Source organism: Mycobacteroides chelonae, assembly GCF_016767715.1.
Classification (GTDB): Bacteria; Actinomycetota; Actinomycetes; order Mycobacteriales; family Mycobacteriaceae; genus Mycobacterium; species Mycobacterium gwanakae.
This window is the reverse complement of record NZ_CP050145.1, coordinates 5,029,377-5,050,105: the sequence shown is the minus strand read 5'-3', so window position 1 is coordinate 5,050,105 and position 20,729 is coordinate 5,029,377. Positions and strand designations below refer to the sequence as shown.

The 20,729-nt window shown below is 66.0% G+C and carries 18 protein-coding genes; 4 read left to right on the top strand and 14 right to left on the bottom strand.

The features are described 5' to 3' along the window. Nucleotides 1–2: 2 nt before the first annotated feature. Nucleotides 3–224, top strand: a complete 222-nt coding sequence (locus HBA99_RS24615; RefSeq protein WP_256364555.1) for a ferredoxin — start codon at nucleotides 3–5, stop codon at nucleotides 222–224. Here the strand turns inward: HBA99_RS24615 and HBA99_RS24610 are convergent. The 8 genes from HBA99_RS24610 to HBA99_RS24575 all read right to left on the bottom strand — a co-directional run bounded on the left by HBA99_RS24610 (nucleotide 221) and on the right by HBA99_RS24575 (nucleotide 11,390). Beyond that, the gene (locus tag HBA99_RS24610) at nucleotides 221–1,408 is read right to left on the bottom strand and encodes an N-acetylmuramoyl-L-alanine amidase (RefSeq protein ID WP_030097682.1); all 1,188 of its coding nucleotides are present in this window, start codon (nucleotides 1,406–1,408) and stop codon (nucleotides 221–223) included. The two genes, HBA99_RS24615 and HBA99_RS24610, sit on opposite strands and share 4 nt — an antisense overlap. A 135-nt stretch (nucleotides 1,409–1,543) precedes the next feature. Continuing rightward, nucleotides 1,544–1,873 (bottom strand): thioredoxin, encoded by a 330-nt coding sequence (gene trxA / locus HBA99_RS24605; RefSeq protein WP_030097681.1) that lies wholly within the window; start codon nucleotides 1,871–1,873, stop codon nucleotides 1,544–1,546. A 30-nt stretch (nucleotides 1,874–1,903) separates the two neighbouring features. Further along, nucleotides 1,904–2,881 carry a thioredoxin-disulfide reductase gene (gene trxB, locus HBA99_RS24600; protein WP_030097680.1) on the bottom strand — a complete coding sequence of 326 codons (978 nt, stop codon included), beginning with the start codon at nucleotides 2,879–2,881 and terminating at the stop codon, nucleotides 1,904–1,906. A gap of 151 nt (nucleotides 2,882–3,032) precedes the next feature. Continuing rightward, nucleotides 3,033–3,932: a hypothetical protein gene (locus HBA99_RS24595; protein WP_070951767.1), complete on the bottom strand. Its 900-nt coding sequence runs from the start codon at nucleotides 3,930–3,932 to the stop codon at nucleotides 3,033–3,035. An 85-nt stretch (nucleotides 3,933–4,017) separates the two neighbouring features. After that, complete coding sequence (gene sigM / locus HBA99_RS24590) at nucleotides 4,018–4,602, bottom strand: RNA polymerase sigma factor SigM (RefSeq protein WP_030097678.1); 585 nt, start codon at nucleotides 4,600–4,602, stop codon at nucleotides 4,018–4,020. Between the two features lie 250 nt (nucleotides 4,603–4,852). Continuing rightward, nucleotides 4,853–8,281 (bottom strand): murein biosynthesis integral membrane protein MurJ, encoded by a 3,429-nt coding sequence (locus HBA99_RS24585; protein ID WP_081347658.1) that lies wholly within the window; start codon nucleotides 8,279–8,281, stop codon nucleotides 4,853–4,855. Further along, the gene (locus HBA99_RS24580) at nucleotides 8,269–10,584 is read right to left on the bottom strand and encodes a DUF6049 family protein (RefSeq protein WP_070951768.1); all 2,316 of its coding nucleotides are present in this window, start codon (nucleotides 10,582–10,584) and stop codon (nucleotides 8,269–8,271) included. The genes HBA99_RS24585 and HBA99_RS24580 overlap by 13 nt, the downstream gene beginning before the upstream one ends. Then, on the bottom strand, nucleotides 10,581–11,390 hold the full coding sequence (locus HBA99_RS24575; RefSeq protein ID WP_075908450.1) for an NUDIX hydrolase: 810 nt from the start codon (nucleotides 11,388–11,390) through the stop codon (nucleotides 10,581–10,583). The genes HBA99_RS24580 and HBA99_RS24575 overlap by 4 nt, the downstream gene beginning before the upstream one ends. Nucleotides 11,391–11,452: 62 nt before the next feature. On the opposite strand from HBA99_RS24575, the gene HBA99_RS24570 reads away from it, so the two are divergent. Further along, nucleotides 11,453–12,889, top strand: a complete 1,437-nt coding sequence (locus HBA99_RS24570) for a CCA tRNA nucleotidyltransferase (protein ID WP_070950931.1) — start codon at nucleotides 11,453–11,455, stop codon at nucleotides 12,887–12,889. Nucleotides 12,890–12,895: 6 nt separating this feature from the next. On the opposite strand, the gene HBA99_RS24565 is transcribed toward HBA99_RS24570, so the two are convergent. Beyond that, the gene (locus HBA99_RS24565) at nucleotides 12,896–13,642 is read right to left on the bottom strand and encodes a TSUP family transporter (protein ID WP_057968888.1); all 747 of its coding nucleotides are present in this window, start codon (nucleotides 13,640–13,642) and stop codon (nucleotides 12,896–12,898) included. Nucleotides 13,643–13,810: 168 nt separating this feature from the next. On the opposite strand from HBA99_RS24565, the gene HBA99_RS24560 reads away from it, so the two are divergent. Next, the gene (locus tag HBA99_RS24560; RefSeq protein WP_070923941.1) at nucleotides 13,811–14,359 is read left to right on the top strand and encodes a pullulanase; all 549 of its coding nucleotides are present in this window, start codon (nucleotides 13,811–13,813) and stop codon (nucleotides 14,357–14,359) included. On the opposite strand, the gene HBA99_RS24555 is transcribed toward HBA99_RS24560, so the two are convergent. From HBA99_RS24555 to HBA99_RS24545, 3 genes are read right to left on the bottom strand one after another with little or no spacing between them, the layout of a single operon-like run. Then, entirely contained in the window at nucleotides 14,327–15,526 is a 1,200-nt protein-coding gene (locus tag HBA99_RS24555; RefSeq protein ID WP_420063457.1) for a phthiocerol/phthiodiolone dimycocerosyl transferase family protein, read from the bottom strand. The genes HBA99_RS24560 and HBA99_RS24555 overlap by 33 nt on opposite strands. Next, nucleotides 15,523–16,302, bottom strand: a complete 780-nt coding sequence (locus HBA99_RS24550; protein WP_070951769.1) for a TIGR03084 family metal-binding protein — start codon at nucleotides 16,300–16,302, stop codon at nucleotides 15,523–15,525. Before HBA99_RS24550 ends, HBA99_RS24555 begins: the two co-directional genes overlap by 4 nt. Then, nucleotides 16,286–17,602: an MFS transporter gene (locus HBA99_RS24545; RefSeq protein WP_030097669.1), complete on the bottom strand. Its 1,317-nt coding sequence runs from the start codon at nucleotides 17,600–17,602 to the stop codon at nucleotides 16,286–16,288. The genes HBA99_RS24550 and HBA99_RS24545 overlap by 17 nt, the downstream gene beginning before the upstream one ends. A 128-nt stretch (nucleotides 17,603–17,730) precedes the next feature. Between HBA99_RS24545 and HBA99_RS24540 the strand changes: the two genes are divergently transcribed. After that, nucleotides 17,731–18,357, top strand: coding sequence for a YqgE/AlgH family protein (locus HBA99_RS24540; RefSeq protein WP_057968868.1), 627 nt, complete (start codon nucleotides 17,731–17,733; stop codon nucleotides 18,355–18,357). Between the two features lie 2 nt (nucleotides 18,358–18,359). Here the strand turns inward: HBA99_RS24540 and HBA99_RS24535 are convergent, their stop codons facing one another. Next, entirely contained in the window at nucleotides 18,360–19,196 is an 837-nt protein-coding gene (locus tag HBA99_RS24535; RefSeq protein WP_030097667.1) for a DUF4393 domain-containing protein, read from the bottom strand. Nucleotides 19,197–19,232: 36 nt separating this feature from the next. After that, the gene (locus HBA99_RS24530) at nucleotides 19,233–20,609 is read right to left on the bottom strand and encodes a DUF445 domain-containing protein (RefSeq protein WP_030097666.1); all 1,377 of its coding nucleotides are present in this window, start codon (nucleotides 20,607–20,609) and stop codon (nucleotides 19,233–19,235) included. Between the last annotated feature and the right edge of the window lie 120 nt (nucleotides 20,610–20,729).

Below are 20,729 nucleotides of genomic sequence, written 5' to 3'. Positions count from 1 at the left end.
CCGTGGTCGGGGCCCACGCAGGGTTCAGTGTGATCGTCGATCAGGATCTGTGCATGGGGTCCGGATACTGCGTTGCGCAGCACCCGGAGTTGTTCAGTGCGGATGCGGATGGCACTGCCGTACCGAGGGCTGCTGGGGTGTTGAACGAGGACCAGGTGGCGAAGGCCGATGAGGCAGCGCACCTCTGTCCGGCAAGCGCGATCGAGCTGGTGCGCTCGGACTAACTTCCGGCGGACAGCTCGTGGGCCAGCAGCTCATCGAAAGTGAATGTGCCAGTAGGCCGGTCGTTCTTACCGAGCAGGTACACACGCTTGACCGCGGCCAGAATCGACTCGGCCACCACATCGCGATAGTGGGCGGCGCTCAGAATGGAGACATCGTTCGGTGAGGTGATGTACCCGATGTCCACCTGCACGGTGGGCATCCGGGTGAGGCGCAGCAGGTCCCACGTCCGGCCGTGTGCTCTGCAGTCGCGTAATCCCGTGCGAGCAGCCACTTCTCGCTGAATAAAGTCGGCCAGCATGTGTCCGATGGTGGACACCGAGCCATGCAGGTTGCCGAAGTGATAGGACGCGACGCCGCTGGCGGCCACCGTCGGTTGCGAGTCGAAACGCAGGCTGATCATCAGATCGGCACCCACATTGTTGGCGTAGGTGGCGCGGTCGATATCGGTGGGGTTGTTCTGGATGGCGCGCGAGATGTACGTGTCCATACCGATCGCTGTCATCCGGCCCTCGAGGCGACTGGCCAAGTCCCACAGGATGTCTGCCTCGCTGGTCGGGCCCTCGCGACCCGGAACGATGACTCCGCGGTCGGCGCCGCCGAGACCCGGATCGATCACGATGCGCTTGCCTGACAGCTGTGGGCCGGCGTTGCGGACGTGTTCGGTCTCACGAATCGCGTGCGCGGATCCACCGGTGACGTGTCGACCCAACAACTGGAACGAGCGCAGGGTCTCGGGTCCACAAATACCGTCCGCGGTCAGCCCGTACTCCCGCTGGTATGACATGAGCGAGTTGTAGGTCTGCAGCCCGAAGTTCCCGTCGACCAGGCCCGTGTAGAACCCAAGATCTTGCAGGCGCTTCTGCAGAGTCGCCACATCGTCGCCGTACATGGGTGCGGAGAACTGGTGAAAAAGGGTGCGAGCCCCGAGCCGATAGGAGGCTTCCTTCAGGGTGCGATAGGTCGCGGGTCCGACGACACCATCGACCAACAGGCCGCGGCGCTGCTGGAACGCGCGCACGGCGTCGTCCAAGGTCGGGTCGAAGTGGTCGGGCATGACATGCCGACCGGTCGCAAGCACCTCATCGGGATCCTCCAGGAACCCGAGTGCGGTGAGCACCTCGCGTACCTCGCTGACGGCGGGGCCTCGATCGCCGCGGCGAATGTTCGACGCGCCTGTCGTCATACTCCGCCTTTCGCAAGAAACCGCACTGTCACCGACCGAACACGGGCTGCCCGTCGTCGGGACTGCACTATTGTCTCAGATGCCTAGGCGATGAGAGAAACTCCCGGCCGAGTCAACCGACCGGTGTCGAACCGGTCAGACGACCCCGTCCAGCTCACGCAGCAACGCCGACTTGCTCTTGGCGCCGACGATCCGCTTGGTTGCCTCACCGTTCTGGAAGAGAATCAGGGTGGGGATCGACGTCACCTGGAAGGCGCGTGCGGTCTCCGGGTTGGCATCCACATCGAGCTTGGCGATGGTGAGCGTTTCGCCATGGTCCTTGGCGATCTCCTCCAGCACGGGGGCCACCATCTTGCAGGGTCCGCACCAGGTCGCCCAGAAATCCACCAGCACGGGCTTATTGCTGGAGACGACATCCTGCTGGAAGGAGTCGTCGGTGACGGTAACGGTCGCGTGGTCGCTCATGGGTTCTCCTTGTGATGGGTGGCGGTGAGGCTAGGCCTCGACGAGGGTCTGGGAATGCGCCGTCTCGGCGAGCCAGCGCTCGGCGTCGATGGCTGCGGCACAACCACTTCCGGCGGCGGTGACGGCTTGCCGATAGGTTCGGTCAACGAGGTCACCCGCAGCGAACACGCCTTCCAGTGAGGTGTAGGTGCTTCTGTCGCGCACCAGTACGTACCCGTCTGAATCGACGTCGACGACATCCTTGACGAGTTCGCTACGGGGATCGTGCCCGACGGCGACGAACATCCCGGTGACGGGCAGCTGCGAGGCTTCCCCGGTCACGGTGTTCTCGAGCTTGAGCCCGATCACCGAGTCGGTGCCCTCGACCCCGAGGATCTTGGTGTTGGTCAGGACGTTGATCTTGGGGTCCGCGTACGCGCGCTCGAGCATGATCTTGGATGCGCGGAACTCGTCGCGGCGATGGATGAGTGTCACGCTGCGGGCAAACCGTGTGAGGAAAGTCGCTTCTTCCATCGCGGAATCGCCGCCGCCGATGACGGCGATGTCCTGATCCTTGAAGAAGAAACCGTCGCAGGTGGCACAGGAGCTCACGCCCCGGCCCAGCAAGGTGTCCTCGCCCGGTACCCCCAGATACCGCGGAGCGGCGCCCATGGCCAAGATCACCGCGCGGGAACGGAAGACCTCGCCACCGACCGTGACAGTCTTCACAGGGCCCCGCAGGGAGACCTCATCGACATCCTCGGTGCGCAGGTCGGCACCGAAGCGAATGGCCTGCTCACGCATCTGGTCCATCAGGTCGGGACCCATGATGCCCTCGCGGAAACCCGGGTAGTTCTCGACCTCGGTGGTGGTCATGAGTGCCCCGCCGAACTGGGTACCCTCGAAAACGATCGGCTTCAGCTGGGCGCGGGCTGCGTAGACCGCCGCGGTGTATCCAGCGGGTCCTGAGCCGATGATGATGAGCTCATGGATGTCCGATTCGGACTCGGTCGATACAACCTCCGACATGCGGTTCCCTTCTGATCCGATCTGAGTGCCTGTTGGAGACAAAGGCCATGCGAGTGCTGAAACAACAGCCTAGAGCGGGATGTTCCGCACCGGGCGGGCGGTGGGAGATACCGCGGGCGGGCGGTGGGAGATACGGGCGCGGTCCGGCCTTCTAGCGGCCGGGTGACGCGCCGATTCGGGTCTGTGCCACCCGCTGAGGATCGGACTGGCTGCAACCGGGCCGGACGGCCACCGCCAACAGTTCACCCGGGCGTTCGGCGGGCAGCACCATCAACACCGCGGGGCCGTCGACGTCCAGGGTCTGCGCTCCGAGCACGGGCGTTGAGGCCGGGAAGCCGAGGCCGGCGAGGCAGGACGCGCGCAGAGCGGGGTCCTCGAGGGTGCCGAATGTGGGGGTGCGGCCGACGAGTGCGGTGATCTCGTTGCCAGAAATCGGGAAGGCGGTCTGGCCCAGGGCACTCTGCGGCGGCAATTCCGGCGCCATGGGCGCAGCGGTTTTGGGCGCGATGTACTGCGACAACGACGGGCCCGCGACGGTGGCGGTGGTCTCAGAGGTGCGCTGGTTGTTCTGCGCGACCACGGTGATGGCCACCGCGATACAGGCGGCCGCGGCCAACCCCGCGCCCGAGAATGCGAGCCAGCGGCGCTTTGCCGCGGGGCGCCGGCGATGGTCCAGGGGGACGGGGCCGGTCACCAGGTTAAGGCGCGGGTCCGCGGGCCGGACGGCATCCGCAGCTACCACGGGCAACGTCGATTTCGCTGACTCGGCGTGCAATGCGGCAACGATGCCGTCGACGACGGCCGCGGGCACATCGGGGGCGGGGCTTTCCATCCACGCCACCAGGTCGGCACGTACATGGTCGAGGGCGGCCAGTGTCGTGCGCGCGTCCGGATCCTGGTCTGCCCGTTGCCGAAGTACGTCGGCATCGCCTGCGTCGTAGACGCCGGCGTGCAGGTCGGCCAGGACCTCAAGTGACAGCGGTACCTCGGCGAGGTTCACCTTGTCGAGGTTACCTTCGCCATCGGCGGTGTCCGGCGGATTGTTGACCATGTGAATTCATTGTTCCCGTACCCAGCTACCGCTGGCCACGCCTGTTGCCCAATTCGTAGGCGGATTGTGACACGGCGGCACACGGTTAGTAGTCGATGGTTTCCGGTTCGACGGAGCCGGCCTTGTCGAGATAGTGCAGGGCGACGGCCAGGCGTGCGCGGGCTCGGGCGCAGCGGCTCTTCACCGTGCCCTCGGGCACACCGAGCAGCTCAGCGGCGTCGGCCACCGAGTATCCGTGCATGTCGACGGCGATGACCGCGGCGCGCTGCTCGGCAGGCAGCCTGAGCAAGGCCTTCTGGATGACGATCGAGGTGTCGACGTTGGTCGAGGGGTCCTCGAGGGTGTAGACGTCCTCTTCGAGTTCGATCGGGTTGTGTGTCTTGGTACGGCGCAGACGATCGAGACAGGCGTTCACGACAATGCGGTACAGCCAGCTGGTGACCGCGGCGTCATTGCGGAAATTGGCGGCACCACGATGCGCCGACAGCATCGCTTCCTGCAATGCATCGGCGGCGTCTTCGGGCGTGCGGCTGGTGGCCCGAGCGAGCCGGTAGAGGCGGCGGTGATGACGGCGGAATAGCTGCTCGAAAGCGGAAGGGTCGCCGGCGACGTGGGCAGCCAACAGCTCGGCGTCCGAGTGTTGAGGAGTCGTGAGAACCCCCTGAACCATGCCCACACGCGCACAGTAATCAAAAACGGGGGGTGGCGTCGACCACAGGATCACCCCACAGCAAACTGTTATACAACTTTCAACAACCTGTAACGGCGATATGCGTAACTGAACGACATGAACCGCAGCTCAGTGAGTAATTCTGAGGTTGCCATCGGGTTTCAACTACCGCGAAAAATATAGGGGTGAAAATTGTGGAGCGATACTGAAAGCCGTTCGGTAACCGCTCGACTGTCAGGCGATCCCGCAGCTAGGAAGCAGTCGTGACAGTGATTTCGCCGATCTCCGCATGGTGATCACCGTTGGTGGAACCCAGCTTGTTGATCCACACCAGCACATGAGAGACCTGCGAACTGCTGGTGATGGGAATCGTTGTTTTGCCGGGCTGCAACGTCGTGGTAGCGGAGATCTCCTTGGTGTCGTTGAAGGAGCCGGGTGTGGCCGAGTCGGCAGAACGGATCTGTACTTGTGTTCCGACACTGTGAGATTCAATCGTGACGCTGCTCAGAGCGCTGGCGGACTGCAGATCGAGTAGTAGGCCAACCCCTGGCTTGAAGAGCGCCGGGAAGGGATCGGCGTCGGTGTAGGTGTCGGTCGACCATGACGTGGAAGCGTTGCCGTCCACCGCCAGATTCGCCTTGCCGGGTTGGTCGGCGTCCGGGCCTGGAGGGAACACGGTCGCCTGCACGATCTTGGCCGGGCTACCGGGCTTGGCGGCGTCACCGTTGGCGGACTGGGTGGGTAATCCGATACCGATGTTGATCTTGTCCAACGGGCCGACATCGCCGAAGATCCGCGTGACCCAGACGCCCAGCGCGATGCACAGCGAGATGACCAGGACACCGACCACGCCGAGCCCGATCAGGAAGATCTTCCGGTGTCGGGCCGCTTCTTCGGGGTCCTCGTCCTCGTCGTAGTCGTCATCGTCCGTGGGGTCCCCGGAATCCTGGAAACCCTGGGGGCGACCGATGCTGAACGACTGCGTGGGTGCTGCGGCGGCAGGCTCCAACATGGTGGTGTGATCGACGCTCGCGATGGCCGATTCCAGGCCGTCGAGCAGGTCCGCGGCAGAACCGGGATCATCGCTGAGCGCGCGGGAGGCCACATCCGAGATCTCGGCGGGGATGGTCGGGACGATGACTCGTGGCTCAACGGGGCGACCGTCGGGCGCGCGGTTGGCGCCGGGTAGCCCACTTGGCTGACCGGTTTCGGCCAGCGGCCAGCGGCGGGTGGTGAGTGCGTACAGGGTGGCGCCGAGGCCATGGACGTCCTCGTCGGCGCTGGCCGAGGAGAGTGTGGCGGGGAACGCGAGCACGGCGTCGCCGTCGATGCTGATGCGTACGCGATCGGGGTGGTCGATGCTCAGCGCCGACCCGGCCTCGAAAGCAGCATCGGCGGCCTCGGCCAGGGATCGAACCGCCCGGCTGGCGCCTACGGCGGAGGGTTCGGTGTCGGCAACTTCGCGCAGCGAACCGCCGCGGACCCACTGCGCGACGATGATGCCGCCGGTTCCTTCGCGTACGGCGTCCAGCACGCGCGCGAGGCCAGAGGACCCAATCTTACTGAGCCGCAGGGTATTCGACAGGATGTCCTGCACCTGATCGGAGGTGAAGGTGGCGCCGTCGATGATGGTGAGCGCTACCGGGCGATTCAGCTCGGTATCGGTGGCCTGCCAGAACTGCAGCCCGTCCGGGCCCCCGTGCGAGGTGAGCAGACGGTAACGGCCGTCCGCGATGCTGGCACCCGGCATCACGGAGGTGGGGACTGCGCCCCCGGAGGGGGACTCGGTGGAAACAGACCGGGTCGATGACCCCGGGGTGTCTGTCACTGCCCTGCCCTTTCTCGTATCAGCGCCGCCCCCGTGCACTGATTTGTTTGCGGTTGTCAGGCCGACAGCGTCGCCGCCGCCGACTCGATCACCCGAATCAGGGTACGGCAGGGATGGCGGTGGGGAGTTGCCCATGACCGAAGCGTGATCTTGGATGCCGATGCCGAGCCGGCTGCCCAGGCGGCGCTGTAGCAGCGCGACGATGCTCAGTGCCTCGGGAAGCTTGACCGCCACCATGGCCGCGAAGGTGACGGTGAGCATCACGGTGCCGAGGATGACCAGCCGCAGAATCGAACCGAGGCCGCCGCCTGCCTGGGTGAGCAGATCAAGGTCGAACCCTCGGTCGATCCCCAGGCCGACGGCCGCCGCGGTACCCGAGGCGGCGAGGGCGATCAGCACCGTACGGACCACGCCCGGGCCGATCAGCGGCCCGGCCGCGCGCCCGATGCTTCGGCGCAACAGCAGATACCCACACACGGCGCCCGCCACGAACCCGAGTCCGTTGGCGGCACCGAGATAACCGGCGACCAGGCTGGGATCGTCGGTGAGGTGCGAGGCGATCACCGAGCAGACAATCTTCACCGTGGTGATCACGATGACTATCAGCGTGGGTGTCCACGCCTCATGGCGTGCATAGAACACCCGAAGCTGAAGCAGTACAAGGGCATACGCGATGAGAGTGAAGGAAGAAAGCGAGATTGAGAGCCCGAGGTAGTGGGCGTCACCGAGGGTGAAGTGCCCGTATGCGGACAGCGCCGGACCCATCGCCGGACCGGCGACGGTCATCACCGCAACGACCGGGATCAGGACGACCATCGTCAGCCGCGTGGCCAGGGATATGTCGCCCACCACCGCGGAGGTGTCCTCGGCAGCGGCGTTGCGGCTGAGCCGCGGCATGATCGCGGTCAGGATGGTCACACCGACCACCCCGTAGGGCAGCTGCAGGATCATCCAGGTCTGGTTGTAGATGATGGGACCGGAATCGGCTGCGCCGGCGGCGATCCGGTTGGTGATGACGAACCCCAGCTGGCTGATGGCGACGTACGCGAACATGGCCGCGGCCATACCGGCGAACTGCTTGAGCCGGTCATCGACTCCCCACAGGGGGCGCAGGGGGATCCCCTGACGACGAATGGCGGGAATCAGCACCGTGGCCTGGGTGACCACGCCGAGCGTGGTGCCTATGCCCAGCACCAGGAGTTTGGGATCGCTCATCCGGGTCGGATCGAGGGTGAGTTCCCCGGGCATCAGCCAGAACAGAATCAGCGCGGCGATCGCGACGACGTTGTTCCACACCGGAGCCCACGCGGGTGGTCCGAACACATTGCGGGTGTTCAGGATTGCCATGAATACCGAGGACAGTCCGTAGAACAGGATCTGCGGGAGCAGTAGGTACGCCAGCGCGGTGGTCAGCGGCGTGCTCACCTTGGGGTCATCGCCGAGCATCAGCGCGGCCAGCAATGGCGCAGCCAGCACCGACAGCACCGTCGCCACCACCAACACCGATGTGGCGATGGTCAGCAGCTTGCGCATGAATGCCTGACCGCCGTCGGCATCCTCCCGCTCGGCGCGCGTGAGCACGGGGATGAATATGGCGGTGAAGGTGGCCTCGAGCACCAGCGCGGCAATGATGTTGGGCAGCTGGTTGGCGGTCGAGAATGCACTGGCGGACGCGGCACCGAGCGCCGCGGTGATCAACAACAGCTTGATGAATCCGGTGATCCGGCTGACCAGGGTGGCCACCGCCATCGAGCCGGAATGCGCTACGACGGCCGCATCCGAGAGCTCTTCGATCGTGTCGTCGGATTCCGGATCGGGTAGCGGGTCCAGCGGCTTTCTCACGGCTGCCACTGGCTGCCCCTCCCGCCGGCGGAAACCTCATCCTCGCGGTCGAGATCGGCGCGGTCGGGTTGGCCGCGGAAGCGATGCCACAGGCGCCGGCCCGTCAGCGCGAAGAGCACCGTGGCCGCGCCGATGGTGATGAAGAACAGCGGTTTCCCATACGCGTTGGAGTGCACCGACAGGCGTACCGGGTCACCCAGGGGCAGACCATCAGGGGTGTGCAGCGTTACGTCGACAGCCATGCGCTGGGAGACATTGACCTCCACGGGCACCTTCACCGGCAGGAAGCCGGGCGGAATCTCTTGTACGCCAACATCTGTGGCACTCATACCGGCCGGCGTTTCGACGCGCAGAGCGACCCGGATGGGCACCGGAAGCTCGTTGCGCAGCACCAGCGGTAGCGGGCTGTGTTCGGTGGCCAACGTGTAGGAGCCACCCGGATTGACGACGGTGACAGCGTTGAACAGGTCACCGACCGTGTGGCGGATGGCCGAGAGCCGTTCCTGCGCCGTGTCGTCGCGAGCATCGGGTGGAACGCTTTGGCTCACCGCGCGCAGGGCGTCCTGGCGTAACGGTTCGGTGTACTGAACACCGGTGAGTCCGGTGCGGGCGTCCACGGTCAGCGCTGCGGTGAGGCCCCACAGCCGCCGTACCTCGTCGCCCAGCCCGAGCGACACCCCATCGTCCACGGCGCCCGGCGAATCCACCCCGAACGCGGTGTCCACCGGGTTGGGCTGGGCACTGGCGCGCGCCTCGCCGATGACGGTCGGCAGCGGGCGCGGTATCGCGAGTCCGGCGTGCAGAAGCGTGGACGTGGTGGAAAGGATGGCGCGGGCCTCGCCGTCGGACAGGTCCCAGGTGGCGTCCGGCAGCAGAATCGTCTGGCGGGGAGTCTGCTGGGGTGTCAGCGCCTGCCAGGCCATCGCTCCGAGCGCGTCCTGCATCCGCGCTACGCGCGAATCATGTTGCAGGGTAAAGCGAAGTGACCGGGGCACGTACTCGGGCGTGGTGGGGGTGCGTCCGGCGGCGCTCAGCGCGGCGCCCACCGATGGGTCGAAGGGTGCCGCCACGACGGTGTCGGACACCCGGCGCGGGTTGAAGTCGGGCGGAGTCTCCTGATCCGCGGGCAGGGCTGACACCGCGACGGTGGGGCCCTGCCCGGTGAGCAGACCTATGCCCGCCTTCGAGAGATGACCGTCGCCGAGGAGGGTGGCACCGCGCAGGCTGTTGATTCCTAGAATCTGGTCGAGCACATCTGCGGTGCCGGTGGTGGCCTGATGGGCCAGACCCTCATCGGCCATCTGAGCAACAGCATCCAGTCCGGCCTGTGCGTAGGGCAGCGGTGTGACGCAGGTGCGCTTGGCCAACGCCCGCAGCCTGTCGAGCCAGGCGGCCGCGAGTCCCTGCCCGGTGCCGGGGTGCACCGGACCGGCGGGATCAGCCGAATTGTCGAGGACCTGGTAACCGAGTGTCATCTCGTTGACGGTTACCAGCAGATCGGGGTCGACGGCCAGGCAGACCGTGCGGGCCAAGTCTGCCTTGGGATCGACGACCGCCTCGGTCGCGAACTCCAGGGCTCCCAGCAGCGCGTCCAACCGGCCTCCGGGTGACAGGGAGCGTTCGAGCTGATCGTCGAGCAGCCGCACCGGCGCCGGCCCACCGGGCTGACCGGGTGCCAGCCGCGGGCGGTCGGCCAACGGCCACAACAGCGTCAGACCCACGGGGCGAGAGGTGTCGGGTGCGACCTCGGGTTCGGCGGCGGCACCGGCGGGGGGCGGAACTCCGAGAACCGGCAGCAGGAAGCGCGCGTCATCGAGCCGGGCAGCCGCCCCGTAGTCGGGGGTGCCGTTGACGTTCACCAGGGCGGGATACACCCCGGGCGTGGAGATGTTCCAGGTTGGTCCGGTGCCGCCGCGCAGCGGGAAGGCGAGCGTGAAGGGACGCTGCTGGCCCTGCTCGAGAGTGCCTGCGAGAGTGACGAAATCACCGATCGGCTGGTACTGATCGTGGCGGCCGTGAAGATTGGCGCGTAACTCGGCGCTGGTCGCGACGGCCTCGGCGCGCTCCAGCCGAACGACCACGTCGGTCACCGGGCGATCGCCGACGTTGACCACCGTTCCCCGCACCGTCACGGTTGAATCGACGGTGGTGACGGTCTGCGGGGTGACCTCGTCAAGGACAACCTTGAGGAACTGCCCGTCCCGATAGGCGTGGGCGCGGGGTGCGGCCCAAGGAGCACCCAGCAGGACAAGTGCGAGGACGGCAAGTACCGCCGCCACACGCGTCGCGTTGCGAAGCGTGATTCGAGTCATTGCTGTGGTCCACGCCCGGTTCGTCGGCCCGGTGTCCTGTGGGTGCTGGAGTGCGTCTGCGGGCGGCGTCTCGGGGTGGACGGAGGCAAGGGGGGCAGCGATTCGGGCCCGTCGGTGTGCAGTTTGTCGATGAGGTCGCCGGCCACTTGGGCCAGCCGCCGCTCATCGGCGTACGCCAGCCGGGTGGGCAGTTCCTCGAGGGGGACCCAGGCGACCTCGGTGACTTCGACATCGTCATCGGAGAGCTCTCCGCCCAGCGAGCGCATCAGATAGTGGTGGACGGTCTTGTGTACGCGTCGCCCCTCGGTGACGAACCAGTAGTCGATGCTGCCGAGTGCGGCCAGCACGCTTCCGCGGATACCGGTCTCCTCGGCGACCTCCCGGATGGCGGTCTGTTCCGCCGTCTCGCCCTGTTCGATATGGCCCTTGGGCAGCGACCACAGCATTCGGCCACGCCGGTCCGTCCGCCCGATGAGGGCGGCCACCTGGCCGTCCTTGGGGCCGTCGATGCCTGCGATGACCAGGCCACCGGCGGAGGTCTCACGGACGGTACGTAACGAGGTTCCTGCGGCGCCACCCTTCGGGCGCCCGCGCCCGCGGCCCTTTGCACCCGCAGCACCGGTTCCGTTGGTTGCGTGAGGAGCGCCCGCGGCAGGGGAGGCCGCCGGAGTGCCAGCGCCTTGCGCCCGGCCCTGCGATCGGTTGCGCCGACCGCGTCGCGACCCCCTGCCGCGCGCTGAGGCGGGGTTCGAGCCGGGTTCATCCGACGACCCACCCGTGCGGGAACCGCCGGAGGAGTCAGACACCCATGTGATAGTAGTTCCCGCTACTGAGAGCCCCCGTGATACGCGCCGGTAGGCTGCCCGACGTGCCCGAATCGATACCGTCCGCCGAGCTGCTGGCCACCGCCGCAGTGACCCTGAACCGGCACAAGAATATGCTGTCGGAGCTGGGTGCACTCTTCGATTCGGCAGGCTTTGACCTGTATCTGGTGGGCGGTACCGTCCGTGACGCCTTGTTGGGCAAGTTGGGCACCGATCTGGACTTCACCACCGATGCCCGCCCCGAGCAGGTGCAGGAATTGGTGGCCGGCTGGGCCGAGGCCATCTGGGATGCGGGTATCGCCTTCGGCACCCTCGGCGTGGTGCGCAAGGGGCAGCGGGTGGAAATCACCACGTACCGCAGCGACAGCTATGACCAGCAGTCGCGCAACCCTGAGGTGGTGTTCGGCGACAGCCTCGAGGGTGATCTGGTGCGCAGGGACTTCACCGTCAACGCGATGGCGGTGAAAATCGGGCCGGACGGGCCGGGAGAGTTCTGCGATCCGCTGAACGGACTGGAGGCCTTACGCGCCGGGGTGCTGGACACCCCGTCGGCTCCGGAGATCTCCTTCGGTGACGATCCGTTGCGCATGCTGCGTGCGGCTCGCTTTGTTTCCCAGCTGGGTTTCACAGTGGCGCCCCGGGTGCTGAAGGCGCTGGATGAGATGGCCGGTCAGCTGGGACGGATCACTGCCGAACGGGTGCAGGCAGAGCTGGACAAGCTGATCGTGGGCGCCAATCCGGTCGCCGGAATCGATCTGTTGGTGGAAAGCGGCCTCGGCGCGGTGGTGTTGCCCGAGGTCGGTGAGATGCAGCTGACCATCGACGAGCATCACCAGCACAAGGACGTCTACCGGCACTCGCTGACGGTGTTGGAGCAGGCGATCGATCTCGAAGACGATGGCCCCGATCTGGTGCTGCGGTGGGCGGCGCTGCTGCACGACATCGGCAAGCCGGCCACCCGCCGGCACGAGGACGGCGGCGGGGTCAGCTTTCACCACCACGAGGTCGTCGGGGCCAAGATGGTGCGCAAGCGCATGCGTGCCCTCAAGTACTCCAAGCAGATGGTCGACGATGTGTCGCAGCTGGTCTATCTGCATTTGCGGTTCCACGGCTATGGGGATGGCAAATGGACCGATTCGGCGGTGCGCCGGTATGTCACCGATGCCGGCCCGATGTTGCCGCGGCTGCACAAGCTGGTGCGCGCGGACTGCACCACGCGGAACAAGCGGCGAGCGGCGCGGCTGCAGGCCAACTATGACGGTCTTGAGGAGCGCATCGCCGAACTGACAGCCAAGGAGGATCTGGCGCGGGTGCGGCCCGACCTCGACGGCAACGAGATCATGGAGCTGTTGGGCGTTCCGGCCGGGCCGATCATCGGCCAGGCGTGGCGGTTTCTGAAGGAGCTGCGGCTGGAGCGTGGACCGCTCGATCACGACGAGGCGGTTGAGGCGCTGCGCGAATGGTGGGCGAGCCGTACCTGAGCGCGCTCAGCCGATCATGTCGTAGCCGAGCTTGCCCACCATCACCACGACGACCACCAGCAGCACCACGCGGACAAATCCTGCGCCGCGACCCAGCGCCATGTGCGCGCCGAGCTGAGCTCCCGCGATGTTCGCGACACCGAGCGACAGGCCCAGTAGCCAGAGCACGTGACCCTGCGACGCGAAGACGATGAGAGCGCCGACATTGGTTCCGGAATTGAGCACCTTGGCGGTGGCCGAGCTTTCCAGGAAGGTCATTCCCGCGATGGCGGTCAGGGTGATGATCATGAACGTTCCGGTGCCCGGACCCATGATGCCGTCGTAGAACGCGATCAGGATGGCCGCGACCGCGAGCGCGGTGACAGTGGTGGCCTTGGTGCGCGCGGCGCCCTCCTTCGCGGTGCCGAACTGAGGACGGGTCGCGACGAACACTCCGACGGCCACCAGCAGCACGAGCACCACGGGTTTGAAGACCGATACCGGTAGCCGCGAGGCGGTGTAGGCGCCGGCGCTGGAACAGGCCGCGGCGAGCACAAATGCGCCCAGGAGCGCACGCCAGTTCAACGGGGTGCGCGGAAAGAGCCGGACGGCGGCCGAGGACGTGCCGGCCAGCGCGGCGAGTTTGTTGGTTCCCAGGGCGGTCGCGGGAGTCATCCCGGGAAAGACGAGCATCAGCACGGGGATGAGGACGAGCCCGCCACCACCCACCACCGCATCGACCCAGCCTGCGGCGGCTGCTGCACTGAGAAGCAGCGTGAGTGTTGGGGCATCCACGGGGTCAGAGATTACGGACGGAACCGATTGCCCCCGAATCCACTCCTACGTTATGTGAACCGGTATCAGCGCAGTTTCTGTCTCCGTGGTTATCCACATGCCCCAAGAAGGCGGAACGCCCGGAGTCGCCGCGGCCTCGTATCGGGTATGGATTACTGCTTTGGTACCGGGGACGGGAGCGTCACCGCCTGGGACGTACCACCCAACGCCGATCTGGACGGCGATGGAGTCATGGACGCGGTGCGCCTGGATTTCGACGGTGACGGATTGTTCGACGACGTGATGTGGGACGCGGACGGTGATGGTTCGGCGGACCACAGCGTCCTTGACGTGGATAACGATGGCAGGCCGGAGACGTACTTCACCGATGATGGCTTGGGTACCTGGGCGTTTCACGTGGAACGAAGCGGATCCATCAGCTGGTTCGGTCTTGACGGGATTGAACACGCCGGTGGCACAGCAGATATCGATGGGGACGGGAAGCCCGAGCAGCTGGTCGACGCGGACAACGACGGAGATGCTGAAAGAGCTTTCCGGATAACTGATTCAGGTACCTCCGTGTATGCGGACACCACGGGTGACGGCCGCTGGGATGTCGAACTCACCGATGCGGACGGCGACGGGATTGCCGATGCCGCCCGGCCGCTCGGACCGCCGCACCCGTCAGCGCAGAATGCGGTCGAAGGCGCGCCCTAGCGCCTCCGTCCACCCGATGGTGGGGTCGGACTCGTCGGCAACCCAGGCGGGATGATCGATACTGAGCCGTCCGTCACAGGTGGTGATGAAGAAGCTCGGTGGAAGTGTCGTGGCGCGTAACCCGATATGCCGACCGCGGACGGTGGCGCGGAAGTCGTGTACGCGCAGCCCCTTCGGCAGTCGCAGCGCCGGTATCGGCCCCCAGTTCGTGACCATGAGTGGATTCTCGATGCACGGGTGCTGTCGCTGCGGTTGGCACAGAAATGCCTGGTGCACAGTGTGATCCGCGAGGCCGCTAGCCAGAGAATCCAGTACGGCACGAGCCAGGCGCAGTGGGTCGTCATCGGGTACGACAGCCAGAATCGCGGTGTCGGCACCCTGGATTACTGTCCCTTGCGCCGCGGTGATGGGTGCCGCTGTTCGTGTGCGCAGGTCCACCGATGACGTCAGGCCAAATGTGACCGCGCCTTGCGACCGCGAAAGCGCATGAGCGGCCGCCAGAATCGCGGCACACACGACTCCGTGCACGGTGAGGCCTGCCGCGTGCGCCGCATCGAACAACTGGGTGGTCTGCTCGCGCCCGAGCCGGGTGCGCCCGTGCCGAACCACGACCGTGGCGTCGACCGCCGTTTCTGCTCGCGGCGCCGGGGGCTCGCCGGCCCCGGGTATGACGTAGCCGCGCGCGGCAAGGAACTGCTCTAGGGAGAGGGCGAGTGGATGCGCGCGGATGGTCCCGGCCGACCCCGTCTCGACCACGCGGGTGTAATACGTGCACAGCACTTCCAGATAGCGCAGCGCGGCCCCCGCGTCGGCGATGCTGTGATGGGTCAGCAGCGTCAACCGGAAGTCAGTGCCGGTCTGTGCCACGTCGATGGCACAGACCGCGTCGGGGTCGGCGATGGTGAACCCTGCCGGGGGTAGAGCCGTGGATGCACCGATCTGCGGTGCGGGCGGATGGTCGGCGTATTGCAGCGCGTACCCGTGCCCAGCAGAAACAATCTGCGCGGAAAGCACCGGGTAGCTTGCCAATAGTGCGCGGAAAGCCGTTGTCAGAGCATCGATTTTGAGAGCGCCGCTGCCGAACGCCGAGTACGCCACGGTGCTGCGATTCCCGGCGAACATCGCTTCCGAGGGATACAGCGGGCGGATGGTGGCCCCGGCGTTCACCCCCGGCCGGTGCCGGGCGGGCCGGCGAAGGCCTGGGCGATGGAGAGCCACTTCTCTGCGTCCGCGCCGGTGGCCTGCAGATCCAGCTCGGCGCGCGGACGCCGTTGGGTCACCAGGTAGCAGAAGTGCAGTGCCGATCCGGTGACGCGCTGTGCGGCATCGTCGGGGCCCCACGTCCACGTATCGCCGTCGGGTCCGGTCAGCTCGACGCGGAACGGCTCAGCCGGGGCAGCCAGCGAGTGCACGGAATACGCGTAGTCACGGGTCCGAACACCCAGGTGCGCAATCGATTTCAGGCGCGCGGTGGGCGCCGGGACCACGCCGAGCGCGTCCGCGACATCAAGGGCGTGGGCCCACGTCTCCATCAGGCGTGCGGTGCCCATCGAGGCGGAGCTCATCGGAGGCCCGTACCAGGGGATCTTCACACCATCGGGCACCGCGCGCAGCGCCGCATGCAGTTGGTTACGGGTATCGCGCCAGTGGGCCAGCAGCTCGGCCGGGGGAGTCTGGGCGGTCTCCTCGGCGGCCTTGTCCACGAATCCGAAGGGATCGGCCATCGCCTTGGGCAGCTCGTTGGCGAAGCCTTCGGGATCGGTGACCGCCAGCAGGGACTGCGCGTCGGTCCAATGCAGATGGGCGATCTGATGGGCGATGGTCCAGCCGGCGGCCGGGGTGTCGCGGGCCCAGCCCTCTGCGGACAGCGGAGCTACCAGTGTGTCGAGTTCATCGCTCTCGTCGCGCAGGTCATCGATGACAGCGTCAGCGGTCGAGGTCACGGGCGTGTCCTTCCGGGTCGGATTGGCTGGATTCGGCCGGGCTGGGCCAAAGAGTTCGGGTCATGTGCACGATCAGGCCGATCAAGTAGACCACTGCCCCGGAGAAGGCCAGCCAGTGCGACTGCGTGATGAAGGCGGCGGCCACGCTCATCGCTCCGGTGAAGGTGACCCAGAACAGCGAGTCCTGCACGGCGAAGACGTGTCCTCGCAGCGCGTCATCGACATCGGTCTGCATGCCGACGTCGGCGCACAGCTTGATCACCTGCCCGGCCATTCCGAGTCCGAACGCGGCAACGAGCACGATCGGTACGTACAGACTCGAGGCGATCAGCTGCAGCACGACGGCGCTGCCGAGTGCCATCCCGAGGGTGCGGCCACGGCCGAAGCGCCGGAGCAAGGCAGGGGTGGAGACCGTTCCCAGGAACGAGCCGATGCCGGTGCACGCCAGGAACAAGGCCGCGGCCCCGATCCCCGCGAACAGCGAGGCGTTGTTGCGCACCAGCACCAGAACCAACAACGTGTTGATGCCGAAAACCATGCGGTGGGCGGCCAGACCGATGAGCGCGTCGAACACCGAGGGCGTGCCGACGATGGTGCGCGCACCATGCAGCCACCCGGTGGCCACCGCATAGAAGGCCGAGCCGTGCACGGCGCGCACACTGTCGTCGGGACCCAGTCGATCGCCCGGAAAGCCGGTGGCCACCCATGCCGCGGCGAGGGTCGGCACGATCACCAGGAAAATGACTGTGGCAGAACCCAAGTCCCCCGCACCGAAGACTGCCCGCAGCATCAGCATGAAGTTGGCGCCGACGAAGGTGGCGGTGGCGCCCACCGCGGTGGCCACCGAGTTCATGGTCGCGACCTGGTCGCGGGGCACCACGTGGGGGAGTGCCGCCGAGAGACCCGATGTCACGAACCTGGTGACCCCGTTGACGATCAGCGCGCCCAGCAACAGCACCACGTCGTCGGCGCTGAAGGCCAGCTCGATACCGACGAGGGCCACCAGCAGTACGCGGATCAGGTTGGCACAGATCAGCACCGTGCGCCGGTCCCAGCGGTCCAGTAGCGCACCGGCGAAGGGACCGATTGCCGAGTACGGCAGGAACAGCACCGCGAACGCACCGGCGATGGCCCACGGCTCGGCCTCGCGTTCGGGGTTGAACAGCAATGCCCCGGCCAGCCCGGCCTGGAAGAGACCATCGCTGAACTGGGTGAGCAGCCGCACCCAGACCAACCGCCCGAAGTCGGGGAGATCGTGGATTGCGTGCCACAGGCTCAGCGGCGAGTGGCGCGCAGTCATGTGAGTCGCTTTCGTATGTCTGGATCGGGCTACGGGAAAAAGGGCGGAGCGCTTACGCCCACACTACAAATGTGTAGCGGTTGGCCGAGCACAAGTCATGAAACGGCAAACGGTGTCATGATGTTCAGGTGGCGCACGGGGACGAGCCCGATGAGGGCGAGGCATATGGCGAGGGTTATATGGCGCCGCCCGCACACCGTCTGCGGGCGGGCACCTTGCTGGTCGCCAACACCAATCTGTTTGAGCCGACGTTTCGGCGCAGCGTGATCTTCATCGTGGAGCACAACGACGGCGGCACCTTGGGTGTGGTCCTCAACCGTCCGAGCGAAACCGCCGTGTACAACGTGTTGCCGCAGTGGGCCAAGCTCGCCGGCAAGCCGAAGACGATGTTCATCGGCGGGCCGGTCAAACGCGATGCGGCCCTGTGCCTGGCGACCCTGCGGGCCGGTGTCAGCATCGACGGTGTGAAGGGTCTGCGTCACGTGGCGGGCCGCATGGCCATGGTTGATCTGGATGCCGAGCCCGAGGACATCGCCCCGCTGGTGGAGGGCATCCGGGTCTTCGCGGGCTATTCGGGGTGGACGATCGGCCAGCTCGAGGGTGAGGTCGAGCGCGACGACTGGATCGTGTTGTCCGCGCTGCCGTCCGATGTGCTCACCGATGTCAGTGGTGACTTGTGGGCAAGGGTGCTGCGTCGTCAGCCGTTGCCGTTGTCGCTGTTGGCGACGCACCCCATCGACGTGAGCCGAAACTAGGCCTACAGGTCGTCGCCCACCGACGGATCGGAGGGGATGACCGCCCGGCAGAAGTCCTCACCGAACGGCGTCAGGTGGATGCTGCGGCGAACGGTCTTATGCGCACGGCCCGCCCGGCGGCAGGCCGCCACCACGTCCGGTTGTACCTCCAACACCTGATAACGCTCGGCAGCAACTGATTCCGGAGACGCCCGGACCAGGCCGAGCCGTACCAGATTGTTGGTGTAGGCGTTGTTGCGGTCGGTGTAGCGGCAGCCGGAGCGTTCGGCCACCATCGAGAGGCCCTCGGCGATCATCTCCGAGCCGACATCGAACGGGCGGCTGGTACGGACGTCCACCACCGGTTGCGCGCCGTGCGCGGCCAGGAACCGCAGGATGCGCGCCTCATCGGGTGCCAGCTGATTGATAATCCGCGCGTAGGCCGGATGGGTGTCCTCTACGTCGGTGACATCGGCTGAACGCCGCAGCAATTCGGCACCGCGCCGGCGCAGTTCATCGCAGTCGGCGGAGCCGGACTCGGTGATGTCGATGGTGACCCGCGACGGGGCGGGCCGTTGCGGTTTGGCGAGAGTGATCCCTGCGGAATCGTTGGCCGGCAGCTGCAGCGCGTCGCGCACGGCGCCCAGCACATGCTCGGTGGCCGACAGGGCTATGTCGGTGGCCGAGCGGCCCGCCCGCACATCGTCGATGATCTTGGTGCCGGTGGTGGTGGCGATATCGGCCGACCACTTCACCCCGCGCCACCAGGTTTTCGCGGCCAGCATCGCGACCCCTTGGACCACGCGATCGGGCCGGAGCTCACGATTGTTGTGCGCGGGAACGGGCGTGTTATCGGTCATCGGGCATCATCTTGTCAGGTCGATTCGGGTCACGTGTCACCCCGCTGGCGGGAAGATCAGCAGGTGCGCCAGGCCGCCGGCCGCGCCGAGGACCGCACCGTGCACGAACAGCAACCACTCGTCCTGTTTGACCGCCGAGCGCAGCAACTCGTTGAAATCGTCGAGTGAGAGCTTGTGCATCTGGGTCGAGACGAAGGCGCCGATCTTGCCTTGGCGTTGCTTGTTGAACTCGGGGTCGGAAAACGCAAGGGGCGCAAAGCCGGTTGCCTCGATGGTGACCGATTCGGTGATCTGGTCGTATTGGCGCCGGCCGACGGCTACCCGGATGGCGCGCCGTGCGGGCCCGAGTGCTTGCTCCAGTGCCGGCCGGATGCCGTCGGCCAGCATTTGTCTGGTGCGGTCCGACCGCGGCCCGTTGAGCATCTCGTTGCCGATGTTTTCCAGGGTGATGACGTTCTCGGAGATGGTGCGCGCGTACTCCTCGGAGATCTCCGACTTGCGCTTGATGAACAGGCCCTGGCGCCACGGCACCCACTTGTTGGGATGGACGGGTTCGAAAATCATGGTGATGCCGAGGTAATTGACGATGTACCCGATGATGATGCCGCCGAGCGGCAGCACGATCCATGGAGTCCACCAGTGGTGCGGAACCGAGTGCAGGATCGCCACGAGTACGAAGCCCATGGGATAGCCGAAGTAGAAGCCGAAGTTCTGCATGAACTGCAGTTCCTTGTGCCCCATGGTCCGGAATATGTCGTTGAGCAGCTTGGGATGAGCGGTGAGGTACCGGATGATCATCAGCTTGGCGTCGACGAGTTGCCCGATGTTCTCGCCGATTTGATCGGTCATGTTCTTGACGATCTGCGGCAGCTGATTCTCGATGCGCTTGAACATCATCTCCCGCAGGGCCGGCGGCAGGTTGTGCCACAGCTGCGGGTCCTCCCGCTCCATGATCTTGGTGATGACGCTGCGAATCTCTGATTTGGCAATCAGTGCAAGGTGATTGGCTATGAGGTCCGGTTCGAGCTGCTCGTAGAAGTCCGAGATGCTACCGAGCTTGGCAAGGCTCTTGTCGACGGCGATGCTGGCCATCTTCTCCGCGCGTGATGGCACGATGCCCTGCCACCCGAATCGCCCGTCGGAGGTGATGGCGGGGATCACCTGTACTCGCCGGGGCAGGAACGCGTACAGAGTGCGCAGCCCGGGGATGCGCCAGCCGTAGAAACGCAAGGGTGCGAACAGCATCAGCACGCCGGTCCAGTTGGTGATGTAGCCGATGATGCCGGTGAACAACGGCACCGTGAGCAGGTCCACGATCAGCTGATCGTCGCGATAGATGTACGCGGCGATAGCGGAGGCGAGCGTGAGAACACCAACGAGGATGAACTTCACCATCTGCTTGGTGTCTTTCACGGCTCCCTTTCTGACCACGCCTGTCTACGAGTGCCCGGGAACATAACACCAAAAAATGGGTCGACATGGGCGAATACGGATCACATTCAGACGAGGTAGCGCCGCGGTGTCTAAAGATTG

What these genes read in the sequence shown, in the direction of transcription:
- HBA99_RS24535 (WP_030097667.1), bottom strand. Translation starts at nt 19,196, where the DNA reads ATGACCGATAACACGCCCGTTCCCGCGCACAACAATCGTGAGCTCCGG.
- HBA99_RS24580 (WP_070951768.1), bottom strand. Translation starts at nt 10,584, where the DNA reads ATGACTCGAATCACGCTTCGCAACGCGACGCGTGTGGCGGCGGTACTT.
- HBA99_RS24595 (WP_070951767.1), bottom strand. Translation starts at nt 3,932, where the DNA reads ATGGTCAACAATCCGCCGGACACCGCCGATGGCGAAGGTAACCTCGAC.
- trxB (WP_030097680.1), bottom strand. Translation starts at nt 2,881, where the DNA reads ATGTCGGAGGTTGTATCGACCGAGTCCGAATCGGACATCCATGAGCTC.
- HBA99_RS24610 (WP_030097682.1), bottom strand. Translation starts at nt 1,408, where the DNA reads ATGACGACAGGCGCGTCGAACATTCGCCGCGGCGATCGAGGCCCCGCC.
- HBA99_RS24560 (WP_070923941.1), top strand. Translation starts at nt 13,811, where the DNA reads ATGGATTACTGCTTTGGTACCGGGGACGGGAGCGTCACCGCCTGGGAC.
- sigM (WP_030097678.1), bottom strand. Translation starts at nt 4,602, where the DNA reads ATGGTTCAGGGGGTTCTCACGACTCCTCAACACTCGGACGCCGAGCTG.
- trxA (WP_030097681.1), bottom strand. Translation starts at nt 1,873, where the DNA reads ATGAGCGACCACGCGACCGTTACCGTCACCGACGACTCCTTCCAGCAG.
- HBA99_RS24545 (WP_030097669.1), bottom strand. Translation starts at nt 17,602, where the DNA reads ATGACTGCGCGCCACTCGCCGCTGAGCCTGTGGCACGCAATCCACGAT.